A 22,043-nucleotide genomic window follows, 5' to 3' on the forward strand; every position below is an offset into this window, starting at 1 on the left:
TTTCAGCTCACCAGACGGAAAGCACGGTAGTAGGGTTTTTCGCCTAACTGACAAAATAGCTGGAGCGCTTGACCGTCGTATCGCCCTGGGTAGAACAACACCAAGGGGGTCTGTCCCATGAACGGTTGCAGGTTGTTCAGCAAGTTATGGGTGCGTACTAGCGGGTAAGCGCTACCAACCCCGGTGACCATGATCAGTCCGTATTCTGTGGGTGGATAGCGTCCGACCAACTCTTTTGCGATCTTGCCGGCATCCAGCGGAGCTTTCAGGGCTTTAAACAACGCATCGTCGCCCTTCGTGGCTTGTCGCTCAATGGATTTTTCAAGCAGGTTTCGGCCGCTCAACACCTCTAGTACTAGCTCGAAGAGGTTGACGCACGCGACCTTTAGATCTGGACGACGTTTAGGAATAGCGCCCTGGAGAAACTGCACGTGCTCCCGAACCTTAAGTTCCTCCTGCGGGGGATAGTCGAACGCGTAAAAAGGAACCTCATTACCCAAACCCTGCCCTCCGAGAAAATCGTCGGAAGTGAGGCGGTCCAGAATTTTGTTCAGCCGTTCGTCAAGATTGTTCACGGGCACACCTGGAGACAGTCAAGCACGTATCGTTCGTCGTGCTGATGTAAAAAATGGGAAACAGCAGGCTCAATATGTTGACTGCGCAGCCGCAGGCTACGAGTGTCCTCAATGAAACCGGCCTCAGCAAGCATTCTCATGGCATTTTGCCTCAGCTTGACCTGTGTTGAAGCACTGAAGGTCGGAGCGTCGAGGTCGACTTGGAGACGGTCCTCTAAAAATGCATTCCAATGGCGCGGTTCAAGGTGTGTAGAAAAACGTCGGAACTGGTCACGCACCACGGTGCGCAGAAAGTCCCCCAGCAGCGGAGAAAACTTCACGGTAGCAGCGAGCACCGCCTGCGTAGCGACTGGGAGGCTCTCGTCTCGCACCAGCGCCCATAAATCAGGATGCATAGTCTCCAATCTAGAGCGAGCCGTGCCCGCATAGGTCATGGCCGTCTTCGCAGTTCGCTTCTGCAAGACGTTCAGCTCGACTATCTGCCTCTGCCACTCCTGCTTACTGATCCCCTCTAAAAGCATCGCAGCAACGACACGGGTCTCAGGAACGATGAGGGAACACCGAGTGAAGCCGTTTAGGGATTTAATGTTCATAAATGACTTTGGTTCTGCGACAGCTATAAGAACCGTATTTTGACGGTCAGGAGCCAGCAGCGCCAGCGAGAAGGTGCCTCGGTCTTCAAAAAATGATCCCGGAGTCAGTCGCACCTTATGCACCTGGGTAATCCGCTTAAATTTCACCCTCAGCGGCACCACCGCAGCCCGAGTATTCTCGCTGCATGCGGTCAATACCACGGGCAATTTTCTCTATCACGCTGCACAATTCCTGCCCCTCATACCAGCGGGCAGGAATTGCGGCGGCACCGTACCGCCCCCCTAACAAGTGCCCTGTAATGAGACCGATACTGCCACTATCGCCGCTGTGATTTACTGCACCGATGACCGCTTGCTCAAAGGATGTCGCGGTCAGAGCGCACCACACTCCGATGGCCAAGGCTTGCTCAGCGATCCATCCACCTCCGAACTCATCAATGCTCTCTGGCGTTGCGCAGTAGCCTTCGTAAAAGAAAAAGAGAGCGCGCTCCAAGGCGACGCGCAACTCTTCCATGCCAGGTTTGTTACCGCGGACTGCCAAGCTTTCCGACAGCGCATGTTCAAGCCCATCTTGCCGGTCTGCCATACACTGAAGGATGTCGGCAAACAATCCTGCGGCCAAGTAGCCCGTTGGATGCTCGTGAGTGAGGCGTCCGGACGAGACGCGGCGGCGTACTCAAACGCGTTGCCGAAGAAAGCGCAGGGGGCAGCACGCATCACCGCAAGACAGTTTTTTCTATTGTTTTCTGCGAGAAAACCGAGATGCTGGCTGGCTTTTAGCGCAGTAACGCATGTGTTGCCGGGCGCACGACGTGACCACAAATCCCGTTCTTGGACGAGCAATCCATCAGCGCTAACGCCCGTAACCGGTTGATGGTTTTGCGTCATCAACCACCGCACAAGGCGTGATGAATGATGCTCGGTACATGACATATTCCCCTTGATCTGCCGCGAACATATGCACGCAGTAATCCTTCGGCGGTGAAGAGCATCATTTCAATGCTGTCAGTTACGCCGCCGGTAATGCCGTAGGGCCGAGTAAAATCGGAGATGCCGCTCAAGACCGCAGTCCGTTTGAGGCCTCTAACGGGCGCGCCCAATGCGTCCCCTACGCGGTCAGCCGGAGTTTGAGCGGCAATCCAATAATCTAATAGCCGACGATCACGACCGGAATACCGAGGTGGACGTGGTCATTGGACCTGACTCACGCCTTAAGCCCGAGCACAAAGCTATCATCGAAGCAGACTTCGGCTTGGTTAACGGTGCGTTGGTAATCCCGACTCGTCGCGCGCTGATCAAATACGTGTTGCAGCGTTTTAAAATCGATCCAAAAAAGCTCGACCCAAAGGCATCGGCGCAGCAGATTGTGGTGAAGAACTTAGACGAGCTGAAGCCTTGGCTGTATGAGTAAATTCGTTGCCCATACCACACGCTTTGCCTGTGGGGTATTTCCGCGAAGCGGGTTCTTAATCGCAAATACCCGCTTCGCGAAAAGGAGCCAGCCTTAGCCCTCTTGAAAGGTAGAGAGCGATGGATCATTGAAGTGACGCTTCACGAAATGATTATAAGTGGTTGACGCGCTCAATAGCCGATACCCGAAAATCGCTTGCAGCGAACCCCGCCCTTGGAACTTTTCATGCCATCCGGCGAGCCAGCACGTTTCTTCGTGCATTCCCTCACATAATCCGACTTTAGTGAAGGCGGAACGAAAATGCCACAACAACACTAAAGCACTCCGGCGAGCCGCAAACCAGTGATACCTACACTCATAATCGCAACAGTGCCGGCGGCATATATTCCCCGCATCAACTTGGCCTGCCTTGCCTGCAAAGCATTGATGGCTGCTGAGGTTTTCTCCGTTTGTGCTTCCAGCGCTTGTCTAAGCGAGTGGATTTCCAGCACGCGTTGTTGATCAAAGTGTTGACCGTCCTCCAAGGCTTGGAGGATCTGTTTGATAGCCATATCCTGGCTTTGGTCCACCGTTGATTTTTCTTCCAATAGTTTGTCGATGGAGGCCAGTCGGTCTGCTTTGCTGGCGAGTAGCTTATCTATGGACGATAGGCGTTCGGATTTTGTCTCAAGCAGTTTGTCGATAGACGCCAGGCGTTCGGTTTTCGACTCCAGAATAGAGTGGATTTGGCCGATCTCCTTACTCTGCTTGGCTGCCAGTACGGTCTTATGGGTCAGTACACTTTTGATGTTATCGATGTCTTGGCGACTCTGCTGGAGGACTTCGGCCTTCGCGATAAAGTCATTTTTTAGGTTGTCAATGTCCTGCTTGTTTAGATCGATCCGGGTCTGCGTAGACTTGGATCCTTCAGCTATCTTGCAGAAAATATCGTGTGCCCTGCCTGCAAATTGCTGTCCGGTTTCAGAAAGCTCTTGGAAGCGACCCTCGCTGTCGGTCCATCCGGTCTTAGCGCGCTGTTCCAACTCACCGATCACCGCCGCCAGAAACGAGTAGCTCATAGTGTTGAGCGTAATGATTTCTTGAATCAGGCCAAGCATCAGCTCGTTAATCTTATTCTGCGACTTGGAAATTTCGATCAGATCGGTCTTTGAGCTGGCGAACATACTTTTGATCATGCCGCGCTGTTCGATAGCTCCGGTTTTATCGGTGGACTCGGAGATGCTTCGTTCAATGTCCTTGATCACATTCAGCAGGTCGGAGGCGATTCCCGCTGGTGTCATTTCCTTCTTAACGACAAGCTCGTGAGTACTCATTAAAACAACTCCAATAGATCATCCAGACTATCAACCGCCTTGCGGTACTCAGCGGCTTTGGTGGTGGTTACGGCCTTCATAGCCCGGACTTCGAACCAATCATCAGCGAAGGTAACGCGTAACATTTCAGTGGTTACAATGACATGCCGATATGCACTGTCGAGCATGAACATTGAATGTTTGATTTTTAGCAGCCCGACTGCTTGTCCTCGGTGGACATCGGCAAGTTGTTTGTTCTGAAAGGCAATGGAGTCCCGCAGGCGGTCGAAGGCCATAACGGTGAAGAGTGTCAGTGCGCCAGTGATAACTCCGGTAATCACCGGGGAAATAGTCCCGGCGAAGGGCAGTAGCACCGGAATAGCTTCAAGTGCTTTCTGAATCACTTCTTCCAGCGCTATACCGACGCAAAGAGCAATTGAAGACGCAAGGATCTTGGCAACCTCGATAGCGATATCTTTAGCCTCTGTGCCCGGCGGCGGCGTCATGATCAACTTGACTGCGCGGACGATTGAAAGTACTGCTTCGCGTATCATCCGTACCAGATTTTTCGCGGTAGTAATGAAAGAGTTGATGATCAACGTCACAAATGTCGACAGAAAACCGCTGATCCCGGCACTCGCCCCCTCTTTCAGATAGTCCGCCCACTTCACCTTTATCCGCTCGTAGGTCGCCTGGATGCGCTCCTTGACGAGTTGCATAAGTGGCTTGGCTTCGGCGAGGCCTTTGTTTACAAGATAGCGAACATCTTGGACTAACCCCTCGATCAGGTCCTTGAGCAGCAGACCAAGGATCTGCCTGATCACCAGCTTGCCCGACGCCTTGGCACCCTCGACTAAAAACTCGCCGGATTGCTTACTAAAAAGCGCACTGTTCTGGGTGCTGCCTACTGCCTTGGTTGCTTTCTTGTATTTGTCGAGGAGGGTCTGCTCATCCACTTCAAAGTACTCGGCGTTGGTTTTGCTCGGATCTTTACTACTAGGTAAAGCAGCCCACTCCAACAGATCCTTCTCGCCCTTGGAGCAATTCATGTTGAATGCAGTCAACACTACGTTGTCATCAAGGGTGGCTGTCGCAACTCGCTCTTCGCGGGTTTGCCCAAGCTGTCCTTTGGCCGAGCGCTCGATGCTGCTGGCGCTGACGACGTGATCACGAGCGTCCATACGAGGCCCCTCAGGAATCTCACTCGCAACTTTGTAGCCATCATAGAACTTGCCATCCGCACTGCGCATGTCGTCATGCGCAGCATTTAGCGCGGCGTCATAGTCCTTGCGCTCGAAGCTCTGTTCGTTGGCCTGTTTCCAAGATGCATGGCGAGCATCATCCGATTCGTTCGCAGCAATGCCTTTCTCAAAATTATGCAACGTTGTGATCGCACCGCCATCGCGGTCATCGAACATCGCTCTGGTCAGTCCAAATGGCCCCATGAGCTGGTCAATCATCATGTTCTGGAACTCGTCGATGAAACGAGTCTGCTGATGCTGATGGGGGGCGTGGTTGATCTCTTCGATCAAGGACTGAATCTGGTCATCGATTACAACTACCAGATCGCCGGAAATCGGTTGCATAGCATTGCCTCAAGTGCCGTGGCCAGGCGAATTGAATGGCCAGACGGTCCAGTTGATACACGTCTAGGATCAGCGGAATGAGGCCTGAGGCTCTCCTTCCATGGATGCAGGTTTCAGCAGTACCTGGATTTAACGGCAGAACTTGCAAGATCTTTAGCTCGCATTAAATTTGAAACGATGCCCAAAAATGCGTCGACAGGGTGGGCTGTAGGCCTTACGTGGTGGTGAGAAGCCCTCTCTAAGTCCTCTCCATCCTACCCGTCCGGCCAATTCATCTATACGATTGGAGGGTTTGTTGGAAACTACGGCTATGCAAGCTGAATCCCGACCGCTGCGCGAAAATACCCAGCGAGGGGCGGTCGTTACCAGTGCCCTTTCTATCAAATGACCGACCGGGCGCCAGCTACGACGAAGTATGATTAACGAAAATTATGAACTCCCGGTGTTTGAAATCAAGTTTCGCTGACCAATCGCCAGCGAAACTACCAGTCTTCCCCGGTGCCAGCCATCTATTAAAGCAACAGGATTGTTGCAATTCAATATTAACACAGTTTGTCTGTCCAACACTTAATCTAAACCCTTTAAATATTTTTCACGTTTTTTTAAAATATCTACCAACTGCCCCCCTATTACCCAATCCGGCCGCTGGGAAAATTCCGCGTAGCGGGTCACGACACTCCCAGCTTGCTTAGAAAACTTCAATTGCAAAAAAGGAAGACTCGTTTGTTGCCCGAAGCCAATAAAACAATAATAGCCACCGACATCCACCAATCCATTTAAATTGTGAAGTCTAAACCTAATAGTCCAAGCCTGTAGAAAAAAGTACGAGATTGCCACAGCTAAAACACTTTAAACAACAGAAATCTACTTAGCAAAAAGATAAACACAACCCTAATCTTCACAACACTCGCAAGCAATCGTAACAAGGACCAATCCCCTCGGGAGTAACCAATGATCACATTATACATAAATACCCAAAAGCACATCACCACAGTCAAAAAATTAAATGTATAATTAGATAAAGATATTTTCAGCAAGCTATGTTTCAAGCTTCAAAAATAAATTTTTGGCACATGAAACGGCTAGTGCTCAAAATCTTCGATTTCTGCGCTTTTATAATAACAACAAGAGAAAAAGCATGATCATCGACCTAACCAAGAAACAAAGTGGCCGACCAAGAAAGCCGGACATGGAAAAAGCATCGCGACGCATCACAATGCATCTCAATGAAAGGGAATTCAAGCAAGTTCAGTTCAAGGCCGAAACTGGCAAATACAAAAGCCTTTCTCGGTTCATCAAGGATTATACATTAGACAAATTAGAAAGAAACACAGGGTACGAGCGATATATAATTCACGAAATTGAGTCTCGAAATGATTACATAGAAAACTTGCTAAACAAAATTGAAGGCTTGAGGCTACTTAGCCAAAACGCTCGACTTCCCGCTGAGCTAACCATTAGTTTATCAGAGCTTGAACACCTTGCATCAAAAGGAAAAACGTTTAAACCTGCCACCCCGAAACTCCTCTAAATTACCAATAATAACAATAATGGGCACATGTCATGATTTACAAAAAGGCTCACACATTCCGATCTTGCGAAACTCTGATACGCTACATATTCGCGGCAAATTCTAAAGAGATCGACAAACGACCGCTTATCGAGTACCTCGGTGGAAGTGTACTGAGTGGCTCCCCGTACAAAGGATACAGAGGCGATATTAGAATCGTAGACACCAGAGAGTTAGAAGAAGAGTTCAATATACAAATGCAACGCTATAAGGGCAGCGGGGAAAAGCTTATAGAACATCATGTGCTATCTCTCCCCGCCCAGGACTGGCTCACACATACTAAGTTTGAATCACTCACGCAGGAGTTCTTGGAGGGTATAGGCGTGGATAATAGCATGATGTGGGTTGCAGCGCGCCATAACGATACTGACCATAGCCATGTCCATATCGCGCTTTGCCGAGTACAGTTACGATTCGACGAGAGTGGCTTAGCATCCCATTATAGACTTTTAGCCAACAACAACGATTTCGAGCGTGGTATGGAGGTAGTACGAACCCTAGAGCATAAGTATGAGTTAACGCCAACTCTTTCCCCTGGCGAGAATATAAATAACAAAAACCAAGCATCGATCATTCGTGCCATTGCTAAAAGCATTCTCTCTAGTCACATTGAAACGGTAAGTGACTTCGTACATGCAATGGCAAAACGCGGCGTGCAGATGAAACCCGTCCTAAGCACAATAGGAGAAATCAAAGGTCTCAGCTATAAGCTTAACTCTGAGGACGGCCGATGGATGAGCGGAAGTAAGATCATGTCAACAGTGCTAACGTTCGGGGCCCTGTGTGGAAGACTAAACTACTCCCCAGTTCGCGACGAAGCCACCCTAGGGCTCGGTGCGAACCCTACGCTCCCAGCAGTATCAAAGTTTGAGCGAGACGTCAAAACTGTAAGCGTAGGCATGATGACCTCTGTAACATCTCTGTCGAATCAAGCTCGCGAATTCATTAATCGAAATAATCGAGAAGGTGTAATATCCATAGGAACCGATAACGATTATAAAATTGGCTTCATATTTAACTTTAACTTTATGCCCGCAACCCGCCCCACTGGCAAAAACGAGATGAAGACCTGGGAAAGCATTGTCAACCTTGGCACCAAAAACATGCTACGCCTTTTGCAAAAGCATTTTCAGACGCCGACATTCAAAATATTCTTACTACCACCGAACAATATCAAGCCATCAGGTACCATCTCGATTCAAAACCTGACCATAGAAAACCTAGAGGAGAAACTGAATAAGACTCAAATGTATTTTCGCGATAACGGCCTTGTCGAAGCCTTGGATGAAATAGGACTACTAATACACCCACAACGTTTACTCCCCATTGAAAAAGCACAATTTCAAACCCATAGTGCAACTCACGAAAATTGAAAACAATACTTTCAAACAGAAAAATCAACTCTAACTTCAAACGCATATGTTATAATTGAAAAATAAAAAATCAATAAAAAAGGCACGCGCATGTACATAAAACTCACCCAAAATTGCGATCGCTGCATAGTTCTAAAAACCGTTAGCTCAAGCATTGTGGCTTATGACGAAAAAAACAACCTCATAAAAGGAGCCAGGAAAAACTCTACGGTTAAAATTGCTGAATTTAGTCACGAACAAAAAATCGAGCACTGCGAAATACCTCCTGAAGACGCCGAGAGATTCACAAATTGGCGAGAAGAGCAAATTCGCCGCATACATATTGCGCTTTTAGCCAACGCTTCCGAGGGGATGCACGGCGGTATACCTCAAGCCAAAACTAAATCAACGATGGGTAAATCTGGAATTAAGATCGGTGAGTTTAGCGGCGTGATACTAGGTGGAGTTTTAATAAAACCGAATACTCAACTCACTCCGGAACTCGATCTAGACAGAGAAGGGCTCGAAAATGTTTTGATTGCAACGAACGAAGTAAAGTCTGACCTATTGAACATATGCAAACGCATACTATATACGATTCAAACCAGCGGAAAAAAATATTGTAGCGCCGAAGATGCCCGAGAGATGCTTGTAGCTCACTCTGCGCTTGGCTGTGCATTAGATAGCCGGGGTATAGGGTATGTCATCAAAAAAGATGACTCTGCACAAATCCCTTCCCCCGCCGACCAAGGGACTACCCTGTTCAATAAAATCAAAAAAGAGGTGCAGTTGATCAGGTGATCCGCTAAGTTGTGATCAGACGTCACTTCAGTATTTAGTCGATATGCAGCTGATCAAGCAGTCTGGGCCTACAGACCTGATATCATCCAAAACCCGAGACGACCCTTGGGTTGTCATCTGACGGAGCTAACCTGAAATGGGAAATCAGATTGATCAGGACGCTAAGAATAGTCCGGAAAGTCCAGATGGGTTCGATACCTGCGCTTACGTGAAGGCCAAGAACCAGGATGAGCTGGCTGAGCATCGCGTAATTTCGGCAGCAAAAATTGAAGGCTTATCTCGAAAGGAACGCGAGGCCTTTGAGAAGCGATTCGGTGATGCAGCAAAGAAAATTGCGGATCAATTTGGTCGAAGCCGTCGTTATGTCCCCCCCAATGAACAACCTCGTTAGTGCAAATGTTTAGGCTAGGGGTACTTGAGCCTGCTCAGGACTGTGAGCGGTAGTTTAAAAGTCACACACGCACCGAGATCGGGCATTCGTTTCGGGTGAAAAAACGCCAGTTGTTTACGTAAATTCACGCTTTCGCTGGTTGATTAAAACGCGGATCAGTTGACCACTCTGTTTGCCTTACTGTGATGCGCCGCCCCTATGCCACAATCACTTCGATAGGACGCGCATCATTGGCGGTAGCCGGAGTTAAGGCTGTCGATATGCCAAGTTCGGCCCTCAACCAAGTCGAAATCAGTTCCTAAGGACAGGACTAGGCTTTCAAGATTTGCCTCTTCCTGATTACAGGCGCTTAACTTATTTAAGAGCACAACCGCATTCAGAGGCGAGGCCGATTCTACGGGTGATCAGCGCCTCAATCTTAATGTTCATCCACGGATTCCTACAACTGCGAGTGCTGATCTCATGAAAAAGCCACCAATGGTGCCTATAGCCCATAAGTGATTAGTGGTTGAAAATTTGTTTTCCGCGCTTTTATAATTTTGAGCCCGCTTTTTAGAGGGAACATCAGGTTTGCGAACCAGATGAGTCCGCCCCTGCGTCGAATCACCAACCGAGACATGCTCAAGAGCGCCATTTTACCTTGATAGGATTGATCAAATTACTTCAGCGCAATGCCTACCGAATAGGTGCTTGTTTTTCTATAAATTAACATTCAAAAACAGCGTGCATCATCTTGAAATTTGAGAACAAAATTAAACATGCTTCATATTAATTAAACAACCCAGTAATCGTCACACATAGAAGCCTCATACGCGACTAATATTTATTATTTAGTATAATTTCTTTTGCCACACACTGGACTAAATTTACTCATACCTATTGCCAACGATATTTAGCTTCGATACTATACTCTAAATAACTTTTGAGTTGAAGACTGTATGAGTCACTTATTTGCTGGTAATAGCTTGGAAGGTTGCCTGGAGATTCTTGCTGACAAAGATTGGAACGCACGGGATGTTGCAGACTATTTGATTTATGAGTTACCAGAAAATACACCTCTCGATACCAAGGCTTGGGAGATTATTGAAGTTTATCAGTCAAATATTCCCGAAGACGCGATGAAAATTATAGATTGGGGGACTGTGGAGAACTACGTTGAAGAGTGGCTGGAATCCTTTTTCGCTGAGCGTACGGAAAGAGATGCTTGATTTATAGACCGCCTTGACATAAGTGTATTAGCAAACTTCGCCAACCAGAGGCATTGCAATTATTGCTGGGGGTGGGGGGCAACAGAATTAGATTAACTCCAAGTTGAAAAGGCAGTGCTGAATGCAACCAACTTAGCGCTGTTAGAATGATGTGCCTATTAGAGACCCGCGAAGCAGAATTTAACCAAAGGTTGCAAGGAATGCCCGCGATTAGCAGTCGCCCAGATGACAATGCAAGTTGGCTATATCGATCCACTGCAATTCTCCAGCGAGCCTTGAGCAGAATTGAGCATTCTCACAAAATAGTTGCGGAGCTGAGGAGCGTACACCGTATACATATACGAGCGAGTGCTACCTCACCGCCCTACCTTGGCGACCAGTTCCTCAATCCGTAGAAAGCGTTCTGCGTGCGTAACCAGATTTCCGTCGCAACGAGCGCGCTGCTACCCTTCCAAACGAGCCTGATTATTCTCGACCGAACGCTCAAGTCGTATGGCCTCACCGCCATATCGAATGGCGCACTCACATCCGGAGAGCAGGTTTACGATCGCGAGTCTCCGCCGACGCGCTGTGGAGATGAGCGGCAGGCTCTGATTCGCGATACAACCACCTCTAAGGTCTCCAAGGCATGTGTAGAGGCTGACTACTGACTGGGTGCTTTGAGCCGATATCGTGTCTGTAAGCGCTGCCGGGCGATGGCGGCACCGATGCACCCAGATCCCCCAATTGGAAAGTGCAAATTTTGCACAATGCTAGTCACCCATGCCTAGAAGTTCTGGATAGGGGCACTCAGTCCTGAAATTTTTCGACTCGGAGCCCTCTCACGGCCTTTAGCCACCGTGACGTAACGCTTTTTTTTGCTTGTAACACAACGATGTTACGTAAAAAAAATGCGTTACGGTCGGTGAAATTCTTTTTTGCGTATTGCATGGATTTGACCAGTCGCTTTCATCGGACTAGACCGGCATTCTGGGTAACCTTGACCGGCAGAAGTCGGACAAAAGCGGTTCCTAACGCCATTCATGCACAGGTACTCGCCTACAACATGAAGCGGGTTATGAAAATCCTCGGCGCCAGCAGCTTAACGAAAGCGTGGTCGACCTAAATGGCTTGGCTTCGTTGCTTACCTGGCAGGCTAGAAGCATCGCTGATGCCTCCACGACCATAGTGACGACCCGGAGGGCTTACCGCGAGCAGCAACTCGGCTACGAAACAAATACACGCCGCTCTTGCACCCAACACCATCGCCGGTGACCAGCATTCCCTAGTTGGCTGGGTCCGACCAGTCGCCGATGACTGGACTGGCGCCACCCAAGGCAATCTCTAGTGTGACCCTGTCAAATATCGCAGACATGGCCTGGGCGAGATCATTTACCAGGGCGAATGCTTCTTTAAAGTGCACTTTTCCCCACCGTTCGCTATCCGTTGAGGCCAGCATTGGCACAATTCTTTTGGGGCAGACTTCTCCCCGCACAGAAACGTCCGTTACTGGCCGATAACGACTCAGGCAGAATTTCTGCCGAACCTACGTCATAGGTACGTCCTAACAAATCGTTAATGCGTCACAAAGCGCACGCCATTTCGTTTCAAGGCTTCGATCAATCGTTCAGTACTTTCAACCTCGGGCGGCTGCGCGCTCGGATTCAGAACACGACGAATCGACGAAGAGTTCACCACAGCAGCAGGATCGGGCTGCTTGGGCGATCTCATCCGAAGGCCGCGAAGCTCCGGCAACGGCGAATCAACAGCCTGGAGATCCATTATGAATCGAGGAGTTTGCGCTGGCGCTGGATTGAGACGCTCATTAATACGAAGGATGCTGCTGAAATAGATCCAACCGATCGGGCTGATAGAAAGAATGCCATACCGACTTCCCTGCTCGGTAACCACCCACATGCTCTCGCCACGGACCTCAATCTCAACCATTCGCGATGTCTCGATGCGATGACCGTCTGCGAATTTCCCGGAGGGTTCGGCTCGAATGTGCCGCCAAATTTCGCCCTTAACGCTCGGAGGATCTTCGACGTGAGCATTCGTGAGATAGCCGGTGAACGGCAGGTCGCCAGCGTCACTTTTTAGCCTCAGGATTGCGTCATTGATGTCGCCAATCATTAAATATCTCCACGTTTAGTTGCCCGGTATGTCGCAGAGAGGATACCAGCGATTCGATAAAAATGAATGGTATACAGTGTAGAAAATACCTCCGAGCAAATTTCTCATGTATGGATTTGCTCAAGGTATTTTGAGGATGGACGTGAAGCTCGCTTTTGGTAAGGCCTTGAGACAGATACGAAAGGCCCGCGGAATGACGCAAGAGGCGTTTGAGCCGGGCGTCGTAAGGACCTATATCAGCGCACTGGAAAGAGGAATCCACTCGCCAACTCTAGAACGCATCGTCGAATTGGCCGCGCTTCTAAACGTCTCCTCAGCAGCATTACTCACCCTCACAGCGTTTTACGAGCAGGACAGCCAAGACTCTGCCAGCTTCCTGAATGAGCTGTGTGAAGACGTTTGCAACTGGATCTGATCCAGTCTGAAGACGCGCAACCCGTGCGAGCCCGAGCAGTGTAGTGATGAACCAAGAAGCCGTAGAGTCAAGGATGGGGTGCGGTGCCGTGGAATGTTGCGTCGCTTTTGTGGTTTTTTTCGCAGCCCAACGAGCGGCATCATATAAAAAAAGCAGGAGCAACCTACAAGCGCGCAGGCTGGACGATGGGGATTAGCCGCCACCCTGGCACACCCGTCAACAAAAAAACGCTCTAGAGCCCATATAAAAGCGTCACACCGCGACAAAACACGACACTCTCCTCATTCAGCCGACAAGTCCTTGCTGAAAGTCAAAGTAAAGCTTTGATACACAAATAAAAATACATGCCCACCCTCACATAAAAGTCAATACAGGGACGATTAATTTTTCTCTTGACACACTGTATATATATACATAAAATACCTCTTGTAGGTGTTTCGCTGAACAACCCTGGTTATCTTCCGGCAAAGCCGGGTATGTTTTTTGATTACAAATGATGCTTTATTAAGAATTTTTCTCATCTATTAGCGCCCTTGCCACCTCCATTGCCCAATCTCGTAGACTGACAGCCTGAGCTAGGCTGATCCGGCATACGCCTCACGGGAGCACCCAAGCTGGTCTAGTTCAGCCTTGAAAAAGGCTGGCTGAAGCACCTACCGTCTCATCAACATCGCTCTATGCGGCGGGACATCACGTTTTCCGTGATTGAACTGGCTGCCACTTCTACCGGAAGCTGCTCAATTCCACTTGGCCACTGCTTAGTCAAGCGAGTCAGCACGTCATTCAGATAGCTTTGTTTTTCAGTTGAGCCGATTATAGTTGCTGCCCTTTTAAGAGAGGACATACAGGCCACAGGGGATTAAGCACTAGGAGGTGCGTTCGAGCACGCGTGATGCCCACTCGCAGGAGCCTTCGACTTTTGGGGTACGGCGGATCGTCGTCTCTCCACACAAAGGACGACCCCACTCCGTTGGCGCTCCGCTTTGCTTCTCTAACTATGATCACACCGTCGAATTGCTTCCCTTTAGCCTTGTGGATATTCATTATCTGAAGACCAGGTATTGCTTCAACCCCATCAAGAATTTGTTCCTGCGCCAAAGCTTGATCGAGGGCACCCCGAGCATTGGTGTATTTCCCGTCCCGGATCCACTCCGCTGCCAATGCGGCAGAGATGCGGTGACCACGCCTGAAGGCCACAAGGTAGTCAAGCTGGTCCGCCACTCTGAGCAATTCGCTCTGACCACTTCCCCGCAGCGCACCCTTCACCGCCAGCCAATCGTTAGCGGGATCTCCCGTGAACGGAGACTCAGATAGGGTCAACAGCACACCTCGCAATGCTTTTACGAGGTTGATCTTCAACTGCTTACCCTGCCTCATTTGCAGAGCCTGCGCTTTCAGCGTGGCAATAGCAGCTTTTGCCTGGCCCGTGGCATTACGGGCCGCAGCGATTAGCTCCATGCTAGATGCTATGTCAAAGGCTTCGTTCTCTGATTTTTTTGGCTCCAGGAGAAAGGCAGCTAACCGTGCTGAAAGCAGAGATTCTGCTTCGTCAAAATGGAGCTTATGTTGAACGGCTTTGCCAACATTAGGCTCCAGTGCGTTGAGCGCATTAGACATCCTTAAAGCGCTGCGATTATTACCGACCAGGATGGCGATCGTGCCTGGCACGGCGCCGGCTTGCGCGATAATGGAGCCATACAGTTCCTTAAGAGCACGACGCAGCAAATGATTCCAATTAGGGGTGGGATTTTCTGGTCGGTACATTAACTGTGATACACCTTGATACGGCGCCCCACGAACGACGCCATTCAACGTGTCGTTTCCGAAGCAAAGTATCTCCGAATTCGGACTACGGTGATTCTGCGCTCCCAAATCCACAGCAAAGGGCTGCAAAACCTGGCGAATCACGGAGATTCGTTCCGGTCCCACGCCAGGCAAGAAGTCAAAAATCTGTTGCTCTTGGTCAGCCAGGCACATCACCTGGGACCTCGCCGCGAGAAGCTGAATATTGCTCCACGCTGGCTCGCTGGTGTCCTGCGCCTCATCCACGATGATGAGTGGGTGCTTAGCAGCGACCGATTGAAGCAGATAACTACTGCTCTTTAGCAAATCGCCTACGCTGGTAGCAAAAAAATCGAACGCGACCCTGCCCTCCTCCCTGAACAAGCGATCGCGCTCCACCAGCCAAGCAGGCCAACCTACATCTTCATCGTCGATACCCGCCGATAGAGCTTTTTCATCTTGGGGAAGCAGGATAGATAGCTTAGTTGGAGCCCCAAGCAGGTAACCGTGCGCCTTAAGAATGGTCCAAAAAAATGAATGGAAGGTCTGGATTGAAAGGCAATCCTTTTCCTGCGTCGTGGACTCCAGCTTCGCCGCATCTGCGATCCTAGCCACAGCCGCACGTGAAAAACTGAGGAATAAGACGGACTGCCCTGGAAGCAATCCCTGCCTGATCCGGTGAACCGCTTTGCGCAAAGCTAACGTAGTTTTGCCGCTTCCGGGGCCGCCTAATACTAAAATGTGCTTCTCGCAGGCGATAACTGTATCGCGCAAATCACGCGCCTCGGTCATATCGGATCATCCAACCAAGCATCATCAGACTGCGATTCCTCTTCCGCTTCTACAGGACGAGGGAACAGTTTGTAGATACCAGACAAGAAATCTTTAGTCGCTCCGGGCAGCTCCTCATATTCGCAGTCATTAAGTAAGCGAGCCGCCCATCCCGCGCCCTTGTTACTTCCAAGAGCCTGCATCGCCAAAGACCTTACCGCAGCATCACTTGGCTGTAGCTCAGGCACCATCACGTTTCCACTCTCGTCGCTGATCTTCAGATCGAGTAGAAATGACCAAAGACGTGACGCTGGAACCTCAGCAGCAAGCAGACCCTCGAAGCCCTTGTAGGGGTGTTCAGTGTTTATCTCATAGGTATCGGCCAACGCTTGGAGCACCTCGGGTTTTCGATTTCCTTTGGGAAGAAGATCGTAGAAGGCAAACGTCCGAAGCCCCAAAGTTTTAAAAAACTTGCCGAATTTGGGCACATTCGACTCGCCATCCGCGTCAAAGAATGCCACCCCAGAAATATCCAGCGGCTGGAGACTCGGATCCTGTTCTTCCATGCGACGAGCAATCACTGGCATAGCATGCAGCTCGGTTACCCCCTCAACGACGATGACACCGCGACTTAACATGCACTCAGAAAGCCCCGACTTAGCGAATCGTCTGTAATCATTATCTTTAAGTCCGGTCGCATCCGAGACTTTGCGAGATGTGACAGTACCGGCGTCCTGTCGGGCAAGCAGCAGCGTTTGACTAGGCTCAAACTTCTCGATCACAAAGGGAGAATGAGACGTGACGAACGCCTGCGTCGTTTTGGTGAGAAGGTACTCGGCGATCCTTCGCTGAGTATGTGGGGGAACAGCGATCTCAGGCTCTTCCATCGCAAAGATCACATCAGACTTGAGGTCAGCAATAAGTGACAGCAGCGCCAGCACTAGGGTGTTAATCGTCCCGGTGCCGGCATGGGCAAACGGAACATGCGCCTGATCAGCGGATAGCGCCATGAAAAAGGTCAGCGTTTTCCGTAGATGCTCTCTGGTAAGTTCAGATACGTGAAGCTTCGTGGCATTGCCAGGCGATTCAAGGGCTACATATCTGGAGAGCCTTTTTTCAACTGATCTAAGGACGGGAGCTATTTCAGTCGCATCGGCTTCAATGTCTAGGCTTTGCAGCCGAGATATCGTTTTCTGCCAGAGGCTGTGCCTTACACCCTTAGCTCTCAGGATAATATCCAGCAACGACCCCCGCTCCAAACTGAGCGCTCGCGATCCCGTCCTAAGGGTGCGCAGATACAGGAATCCGAACTGTCGCTTGATGGTCTTTGGAACAGCCGTCAACTCACCCAATGGTGCATCAGGGCTATGAGAGAAATAAGTCCTGGCGACAAACTCGTCCTCCTCGATGTCGTAGAGACCAATGGTCTCGATCCTTAGGCAAGGTACGACATCGGGTGGATTCGCAGAGGCGATTTCACCAGACGCGAGAACGCGCATTTCTAACAGGTGCCAAAACTCCGAGTTACCTCCACACCGATTACTAACCTCGACGCTCAACCCAATCAGAACAGCCTCGATACGCAGGCGAATTGGCGTAGGCGGCAATCCCTCTTCTAGAGACGGGAACAGATAAATTCCGTTGTAAAAATCGTGCTCATCTATGGGGGGGAACCGATTGAGTCGATCCGGGCCTAACACCAGATCCAGAGCCTCACAGATGGTGCTTTTCCCTACGTTATTCGTTCCAACCAGGAGCGTATGCCCATCGAAGCAAAGACTGGCGCACCGAATCCCGCGAAAATTCTCTATGCCGAGTTTGACGACCTTCATTCTGATCCCTCAGTTGATTCTATGAGCCACTATAGCAGTGGCACGAAATCACGAGGGGATGGATCCAAAGGCGTATAAGCCATGCCTGATGTGAGCTAGCTGACACTTACACGCGGTTGATATGCGTAGAGGATCGCGCACAGCGCAATAATTGACTTGATATCGATCAAAGCGAATGAAAATCGAAGCTTGCCGACAGAGTGCATAGCGCATGCCTACGTCGCGATGGATGTGCAGGTCAGCGCGAGGCCTAGCTGACCCGAGCAAGGTCATGCTGAGCAAGAAGAGAAGTAGTGACTGAAGTAGTGACTAAGATGGTGTCCCCGGCAGGAATCGAACCTGCATCTGAGCCTTAGGAGGGCCCCGTTCTATCCGTTGAACTACAAGGACTACAGACGTAACAGCTTGAATACAAACAGAAAAACTAAAAAACCAAACCAACAACCATCACAACTTATCACCGCGCCCTGTCCCTTGCAAGAAATCGTGTCTAGCCTTTAGGAGGGGGATGCTCTATCCAATTGAGCTACTGAGACAAATGACGGCGAGCATGGTAACGGCCAGGCCTTTATTTGTCATGTCGCGTGTGGGCTTTTTAACGGTAAGACACACTCCCCATAGCCGTGAATGCGGCGTAACCGTCAGACCTGACGCTTTGTATTTACGCGTGCTGCGCACCCGGAAACAGAGTATCCGCAGAGATACTTCAAGCGTGGGAGCGAGCCCGCTCGCGAATGATCTTCGCAATCAGGCTCGCTCCCACAGGGGGGCTTGACCTGGAGCAGGGTATTTACAGGTGCTTACAGCCAAAAAAACGTATACAAAACGTCACATAACGGTGCACTCAAACTATCCACACAGGTTTTCTGCATCAAAAAGTAACAACCCATTCTTTGGTCGCAATCGACCACGCGTCATCTCCCTTTCTATTCGCTGGTTTTTCAGCAGCCAGGTAAAAAATAAAAATCCTTTTATTTTCATATAGATGAAAAAACACAAAGCAGTCCATGAACACTTTTGCTGATCTCTGTGTTTCTGCTGGCATGAATATCGCTTACACCAACACGGAACTTGTATACAAAATAAACAAAAACTAAGTACATATTGTTTCGTAGCCTGCAGCAAAAAGCAGGCATACCGCGGACTCTCACAACCAGTGATTCCCGCCAGCCGTGACGAAGATTTGTCGAGCCAACGCTCATGAACAGTCATCACGCCGGCAGGCATCAGGAGCTTGCCAGAATGCGTTCAAGACTCGCCGATACCATCGCTCTGGATTTACCTTCACCGGTTTCAACTCCCCTCCCCCACACCGCAGGCCCCACGCCCGCACCACTGGCACTCAGTCCGCGCCTGCATAACAACGACCTTGCCCCGACCAGAACCGAAGGTCGGCGCTGGGGCCGCTACAGTATTTTTGCCCTGTGGACCAACGATGTGCACAACATTGCCAATTACTCGTTTGCCATCGGGCTGTATGCACTTGGGCTGAATGGCTGGCAAATTTTGCTCTCGCTCGGGATCGGCGCAGCGCTGGTGTTCAACTTCATGAACCTCTCGGGTTATATGGGCCAGAGAACCGGAGTGCCGTTTCCGGTTATTAGCCGTATTAGTTTCGGCATTCATGGTGCCCAGATTCCGGCGCTGATACGCGCCGTTATCGCGATAGCCTGGTTCGGGATTCAGACCTATTTGGCCTCTGTGGTCTTGCGTGTGTTGCTGACCGCCATTCATCCCGGTTTCGCTGCCTATGACCACGACTCGATCCTTGGGCTGTCGACCCTGGGCTGGGTATGTTTTGTCGCGATCTGGTTTGTGCAACTGGCGATCCTCGCCTACGGCATGGAAATGGTTCGCCGCTATGAAGCCTTTGCCGGGCCAGTGATTTTAATCACCGTGCTGTGCCTTGCTGCCTGGATGTACTTTCAGGCCAACGGCAGCATTGCCTGGTCGGATCGCGTGCCATTGAGCACCGCAGAGGTGTGGCGCAATGTGTTTGCCGGTGGCGCGCTGTGGCTGGCGATTTACGGCACGATGATCCTTAATTTCAGTGACTTTTCGCGTTCGTCGCCGTGCTGCAAAACCATCACGGTCGGAAATTTCTGGGGCCTACCGGTGAATATTCTGGTGTTTGCCGGTATCACCGTCCTGCTCTGCGGCGCTCAGTTTCAAATCAACGGGACAATTATCGAGAGCCCGACGCAGATCATTGCGTCGATCCCCAATACTTTCTTCCTGGTGCTGGGCTGCCTGGCATTTCTGATTGTGACGGTGGCGGTGAATATCATGGCCAACTTCGTCGCGCCAGCTTTCGTACTGAGCAACCTGGCCCCCAAGTACCTGACCTTTCGCCGGGCGGGACTGATCAGCGCAACCATCGCGGTGCTGATCCTGCCGTGGAATCTCTATAACAGTCCGCTGGTGATTGTTTACTTCCTGTCTGGCCTGGGCGCCCTGCTCGGCCCGTTATATGGCGTGATCATGGTCGACTATTGGCTGGTACGAAAAGGCCAGGTGGATGTGCCAGCGTTATATAGCGAAGACCCCACAGGTATTTACTACTACTCCCGTGGCGTGAATTTGCGCGCCGTTGCGGCGTTTATTCCGGCAGCGCTGATCGCAATTGTTCTGGCGCTGGTTCCGGGTTTCCACACTGTTTCTCCATTCTCTTGGCTGATTGGTGCCGGTATTGCAGCGATGCTTTATCTGATCATCGCCAAACGCCAAACCCACTACGCCCAAGTCAGCGGCGAATCGATTGCGGTCGATAACGCCAGCCATTGATGCAACGGCGGTCTGCCGCGTGCAGGCCGCCTCCTCCCAGCCACTCCAAGGAGAGTCCATGCGAATCCTCGTGGTTAATGTGAATACGACCGACAGCATCACTCAGGCCATTGCTCGGCAGGCGCAATCCGTAGCCGCGCCGGGCACCGAAATCATTGGGCTGACGCCCAGCTTCGGCGCTGAGTCGGTTGAAGGCAATTTTGAAAGTTATTTGGCCGCAATCGCGGTAATGGACTGCGTCATGGCCTACGATCAGCCCTTCGATGCCGTGATCCAGGCCGGATATGGCGAGCATGGCCGCGAAGGATTGCAGGAGTTGCTCAACGTGCCCGTGGTGGATATCACTGACGCTGCGGCCAGCACGGCCATGTTTTTGGGGCGTGCCTACTCGGTGGTCACCACACTGGATCGCACCGTGCCACTGATTGAAGACCGCTTGAAACTGTCAGGACTGTGGCAGCGCTGCGCTTCGGTACGCGCCAGCGGCCTTGCCGTTCTTGAACTCGAGTCTTCACCGCAACAAGCTGTTGAAGCCATTGTTCGACAGGCCGAACTGGCGGTTAGCCAAGACCGGGCGGAAGTTATTTGCCTGGGCTGCGGAGGAATGGCCGGACTGGATGAGCAGATTCGTCAGCGCACCGGTGTGCCGGTGGTTGATGGTGTAACGGCAGCGGTGACCATCGCCGAAACGCTGGTTCGCCTGGGGCTGTCGACGTCGAAAGTACGCACCTACGCAACACCCCGCCCCAAGGCGATTACGGGGTGGGCAGTTCGATTCGCACGCTAGACAAGCACGCTGCAGCCGCTATCCGCGGCTGCACAGGGCTGATAATTCCTCGCTTTTTTCCGTGCCATGCAAATTGCACTACAGCAAAAAGCCATCATTGCAAATTGCAATCAGCCCCTCTCCAAGACATACTTCAACCAACTGTTTTATATAGATTTTTACCCATTCTACAGTTGGCATGAAGACTGCTCTAGTAACAGTACTCCGTCCATGCTCTCAGAGATGACCGCCATGAACTGCACACTCTTACTGTTAAATGCCCTTGCGCTGGCCGTGCTGGCAGCTGTGCACTTTCAACCTGAGCCTGCTTCGGCTGAGCAACCCGTTGAAATAGCAGCTGTTTACAGCAAACCACTCAAACCGCTACCCCAGTTGGCGGTGATGAATGCGGCCACCAGCGTAGCTCCTCATTTGGCGACCAATGATCGCCCCACCCGCGAAGCAGCCGAAGTTGAACGCTGGTTTTTTTGATGAGCGCACTGAGAACGGGTGAATAATCAAGTTTGACCCACAATTGCGCCAAGGCTACTAACCTGCAAGGGCACAACCCTTCTGGATAAGCGCTAAATCTGTACGCTATGAATACCAGCGCATGTTTTTGATAATCACTGCTGGCATAACGCCTGCATCCGGGGCAATATTTGTCACAGAATTGACGCCGGGAAAATGGCAGATTTAAGGCATGATGCGCGCCTCTTCGCAATTCAGGTTGAACATTTGGCCACCAGGACGGTCTTAAATACATCCTGCGGCCAATTCCCGAGAACCGCTCCCCTGAACT

The 22,043-nt window shown here is 50.6% G+C and carries 18 protein-coding genes and 1 tRNA gene; 10 read left to right on the forward strand and 9 right to left on the reverse strand.

What is annotated here, in order from left to right; translation table 11 throughout:
- Window positions 1-2: 2 nt before the first annotated feature.
- From V6L79_RS21360 to V6L79_RS21370, 3 genes are read right to left on the reverse strand one after another with little or no spacing between them, the layout of a single operon-like run.
- On the reverse strand, window positions 3-575 hold the full coding sequence (locus V6L79_RS21360) for a DUF1788 domain-containing protein (protein ID WP_338579478.1): 573 nt from the start codon (window positions 573-575) through the stop codon (window positions 3-5).
- Complete coding sequence (locus tag V6L79_RS21365) at window positions 572-1,282, reverse strand: DUF1819 family protein (RefSeq protein ID WP_338579479.1); 711 nt, start codon at window positions 1,280-1,282, stop codon at window positions 572-574. Before V6L79_RS21365 ends, V6L79_RS21360 begins: the two co-directional genes overlap by 4 nt.
- Window positions 1,283-1,304: 22 nt before the next feature.
- The gene (locus tag V6L79_RS21370; RefSeq protein WP_338579480.1) at window positions 1,305-1,778 is read right to left on the reverse strand and encodes an ADP-ribosylglycohydrolase family protein; all 474 of its coding nucleotides are present in this window, start codon (window positions 1,776-1,778) and stop codon (window positions 1,305-1,307) included.
- Between the two features lie 489 nt (window positions 1,779-2,267).
- Between V6L79_RS21370 and V6L79_RS21375 the strand changes: the two genes are divergently transcribed.
- Window positions 2,268-2,579 carry a hypothetical protein gene (locus V6L79_RS21375; RefSeq protein WP_405046603.1) on the forward strand — a complete coding sequence of 104 codons (312 nt, stop codon included), beginning with the start codon at window positions 2,268-2,270 and terminating at the stop codon, window positions 2,577-2,579.
- A gap of 314 nt (window positions 2,580-2,893) precedes the next feature.
- On the opposite strand, the gene V6L79_RS21380 is transcribed toward V6L79_RS21375, so the two are convergent.
- Together V6L79_RS21380 and V6L79_RS21385 are read right to left on the reverse strand one after the other, a co-directional pair.
- Complete coding sequence (locus tag V6L79_RS21380; protein WP_338579481.1) at window positions 2,894-3,892, reverse strand: hypothetical protein; 999 nt, start codon at window positions 3,890-3,892, stop codon at window positions 2,894-2,896.
- Window positions 3,892-5,457, reverse strand: coding sequence for a hypothetical protein (locus tag V6L79_RS21385; RefSeq protein WP_338579482.1), 1,566 nt, complete (start codon window positions 5,455-5,457; stop codon window positions 3,892-3,894). The genes V6L79_RS21380 and V6L79_RS21385 overlap by 1 nt, the downstream gene beginning before the upstream one ends.
- Window positions 5,458-6,595: 1,138 nt before the next feature.
- On the opposite strand from V6L79_RS21385, the gene V6L79_RS21390 reads away from it, so the two are divergent.
- The 5 genes from V6L79_RS21390 to V6L79_RS21410 all read left to right on the forward strand — a co-directional run bounded on the left by V6L79_RS21390 (window position 6,596) and on the right by V6L79_RS21410 (window position 10,779).
- The gene (locus V6L79_RS21390) at window positions 6,596-6,988 is read left to right on the forward strand and encodes a hypothetical protein (RefSeq protein ID WP_073638102.1); all 393 of its coding nucleotides are present in this window, start codon (window positions 6,596-6,598) and stop codon (window positions 6,986-6,988) included.
- 32 nt (window positions 6,989-7,020) lie between these two features.
- Window positions 7,021-8,400: a relaxase/mobilization nuclease domain-containing protein gene (locus tag V6L79_RS21395; protein WP_338579483.1), complete on the forward strand. Its 1,380-nt coding sequence runs from the start codon at window positions 7,021-7,023 to the stop codon at window positions 8,398-8,400.
- 90 nt (window positions 8,401-8,490) lie between these two features.
- On the forward strand, window positions 8,491-9,180 hold the full coding sequence (locus V6L79_RS21400; RefSeq protein WP_073638104.1) for a hypothetical protein: 690 nt from the start codon (window positions 8,491-8,493) through the stop codon (window positions 9,178-9,180).
- A gap of 136 nt (window positions 9,181-9,316) precedes the next feature.
- Entirely contained in the window at window positions 9,317-9,571 is a 255-nt protein-coding gene (locus V6L79_RS21405; RefSeq protein ID WP_338579484.1) for a hypothetical protein, read from the forward strand.
- Window positions 9,572-10,509: 938 nt separating this feature from the next.
- Window positions 10,510-10,779 (forward strand): hypothetical protein, encoded by a 270-nt coding sequence (locus V6L79_RS21410; RefSeq protein WP_073638106.1) that lies wholly within the window; start codon window positions 10,510-10,512, stop codon window positions 10,777-10,779.
- Between the two features lie 1,554 nt (window positions 10,780-12,333).
- Here V6L79_RS21410 and V6L79_RS21415 read toward each other — a convergent pair.
- Window positions 12,334-12,891, reverse strand: coding sequence for a hypothetical protein (locus V6L79_RS21415; protein ID WP_073638107.1), 558 nt, complete (start codon window positions 12,889-12,891; stop codon window positions 12,334-12,336).
- Window positions 12,892-13,027: 136 nt separating this feature from the next.
- Between V6L79_RS21415 and V6L79_RS21420 the strand changes: the two genes are divergently transcribed.
- The gene (locus tag V6L79_RS21420; RefSeq protein WP_073638108.1) at window positions 13,028-13,306 is read left to right on the forward strand and encodes a helix-turn-helix domain-containing protein; all 279 of its coding nucleotides are present in this window, start codon (window positions 13,028-13,030) and stop codon (window positions 13,304-13,306) included.
- A gap of 813 nt (window positions 13,307-14,119) precedes the next feature.
- Here V6L79_RS21420 and V6L79_RS21425 read toward each other — a convergent pair.
- The 3 genes from V6L79_RS21425 to V6L79_RS21435 all read right to left on the reverse strand — a co-directional run bounded on the left by V6L79_RS21425 (window position 14,120) and on the right by V6L79_RS21435 (window position 18,081).
- Entirely contained in the window at window positions 14,120-15,880 is a 1,761-nt protein-coding gene (locus tag V6L79_RS21425) for a UvrD-helicase domain-containing protein (protein WP_338579485.1), read from the reverse strand.
- Window positions 15,877-17,691, reverse strand: a complete 1,815-nt coding sequence (locus V6L79_RS21430; protein ID WP_338579486.1) for an AAA family ATPase — start codon at window positions 17,689-17,691, stop codon at window positions 15,877-15,879. Before V6L79_RS21430 ends, V6L79_RS21425 begins: the two co-directional genes overlap by 4 nt.
- 315 nt (window positions 17,692-18,006) lie before the next feature.
- Window positions 18,007-18,081 (reverse strand) — tRNA-Arg (locus V6L79_RS21435).
- An 852-nt stretch (window positions 18,082-18,933) separates the two neighbouring features.
- Between V6L79_RS21435 and V6L79_RS21440 the strand changes: the two genes are divergently transcribed.
- From V6L79_RS21440 to V6L79_RS21450, 3 genes are all read left to right on the forward strand, one after another.
- The gene (locus V6L79_RS21440) at window positions 18,934-20,475 is read left to right on the forward strand and encodes an NCS1 family nucleobase:cation symporter-1 (protein WP_261739302.1); all 1,542 of its coding nucleotides are present in this window, start codon (window positions 18,934-18,936) and stop codon (window positions 20,473-20,475) included.
- Between the two features lie 58 nt (window positions 20,476-20,533).
- The gene (locus tag V6L79_RS21445; protein WP_338579487.1) at window positions 20,534-21,262 is read left to right on the forward strand and encodes an aspartate/glutamate racemase family protein; all 729 of its coding nucleotides are present in this window, start codon (window positions 20,534-20,536) and stop codon (window positions 21,260-21,262) included.
- 66 nt (window positions 21,263-21,328) lie between these two features.
- Window positions 21,329-21,733: a hypothetical protein gene (locus V6L79_RS21450; protein ID WP_338579488.1), complete on the forward strand. Its 405-nt coding sequence runs from the start codon at window positions 21,329-21,331 to the stop codon at window positions 21,731-21,733.
- Window positions 21,734-22,043: the final 310 nt, after the last annotated feature.

It is taken from the genome of Pseudomonas sp. ML2-2023-6 (assembly GCF_037055265.1).
Taxonomy (GTDB): domain Bacteria; phylum Pseudomonadota; class Gammaproteobacteria; order Pseudomonadales; family Pseudomonadaceae; genus Aquipseudomonas; species Aquipseudomonas kulmbachensis.

Excerpts from the sequence above, each read along its gene's own strand:
- V6L79_RS21375 (WP_405046603.1), top strand. The coding sequence starts at position 2,268 with ATGCGTCCCCTACGCGGTCAGCCGGAGTTTGAGCGGCAATCCAATAAT.
- V6L79_RS21380 (WP_338579481.1), bottom strand. The coding sequence starts at position 3,892 with ATGAGTACTCACGAGCTTGTCGTTAAGAAGGAAATGACACCAGCGGGA.
- V6L79_RS21385 (WP_338579482.1), bottom strand. The coding sequence starts at position 5,457 with ATGCAACCGATTTCCGGCGATCTGGTAGTTGTAATCGATGACCAGATT.
- V6L79_RS21390 (WP_073638102.1), top strand. The coding sequence starts at position 6,596 with ATGATCATCGACCTAACCAAGAAACAAAGTGGCCGACCAAGAAAGCCG.
- V6L79_RS21395 (WP_338579483.1), top strand. The coding sequence starts at position 7,021 with ATGATTTACAAAAAGGCTCACACATTCCGATCTTGCGAAACTCTGATA.
- V6L79_RS21400 (WP_073638104.1), top strand. The coding sequence starts at position 8,491 with ATGTACATAAAACTCACCCAAAATTGCGATCGCTGCATAGTTCTAAAA.
- V6L79_RS21405 (WP_338579484.1), top strand. The coding sequence starts at position 9,317 with ATGGGAAATCAGATTGATCAGGACGCTAAGAATAGTCCGGAAAGTCCA.
- V6L79_RS21410 (WP_073638106.1), top strand. The coding sequence starts at position 10,510 with ATGAGTCACTTATTTGCTGGTAATAGCTTGGAAGGTTGCCTGGAGATT.
- V6L79_RS21415 (WP_073638107.1), bottom strand. The coding sequence starts at position 12,891 with ATGATTGGCGACATCAATGACGCAATCCTGAGGCTAAAAAGTGACGCT.
- V6L79_RS21420 (WP_073638108.1), top strand. The coding sequence starts at position 13,028 with ATGGACGTGAAGCTCGCTTTTGGTAAGGCCTTGAGACAGATACGAAAG.
- V6L79_RS21425 (WP_338579485.1), bottom strand. The coding sequence starts at position 15,880 with ATGACCGAGGCGCGTGATTTGCGCGATACAGTTATCGCCTGCGAGAAG.
- V6L79_RS21430 (WP_338579486.1), bottom strand. The coding sequence starts at position 17,691 with ATGAAGGTCGTCAAACTCGGCATAGAGAATTTTCGCGGGATTCGGTGC.
- V6L79_RS21440 (WP_261739302.1), top strand. The coding sequence starts at position 18,934 with ATGCGTTCAAGACTCGCCGATACCATCGCTCTGGATTTACCTTCACCG.
- V6L79_RS21445 (WP_338579487.1), top strand. The coding sequence starts at position 20,534 with ATGCGAATCCTCGTGGTTAATGTGAATACGACCGACAGCATCACTCAG.
- V6L79_RS21450 (WP_338579488.1), top strand. The coding sequence starts at position 21,329 with ATGCAAATTGCACTACAGCAAAAAGCCATCATTGCAAATTGCAATCAG.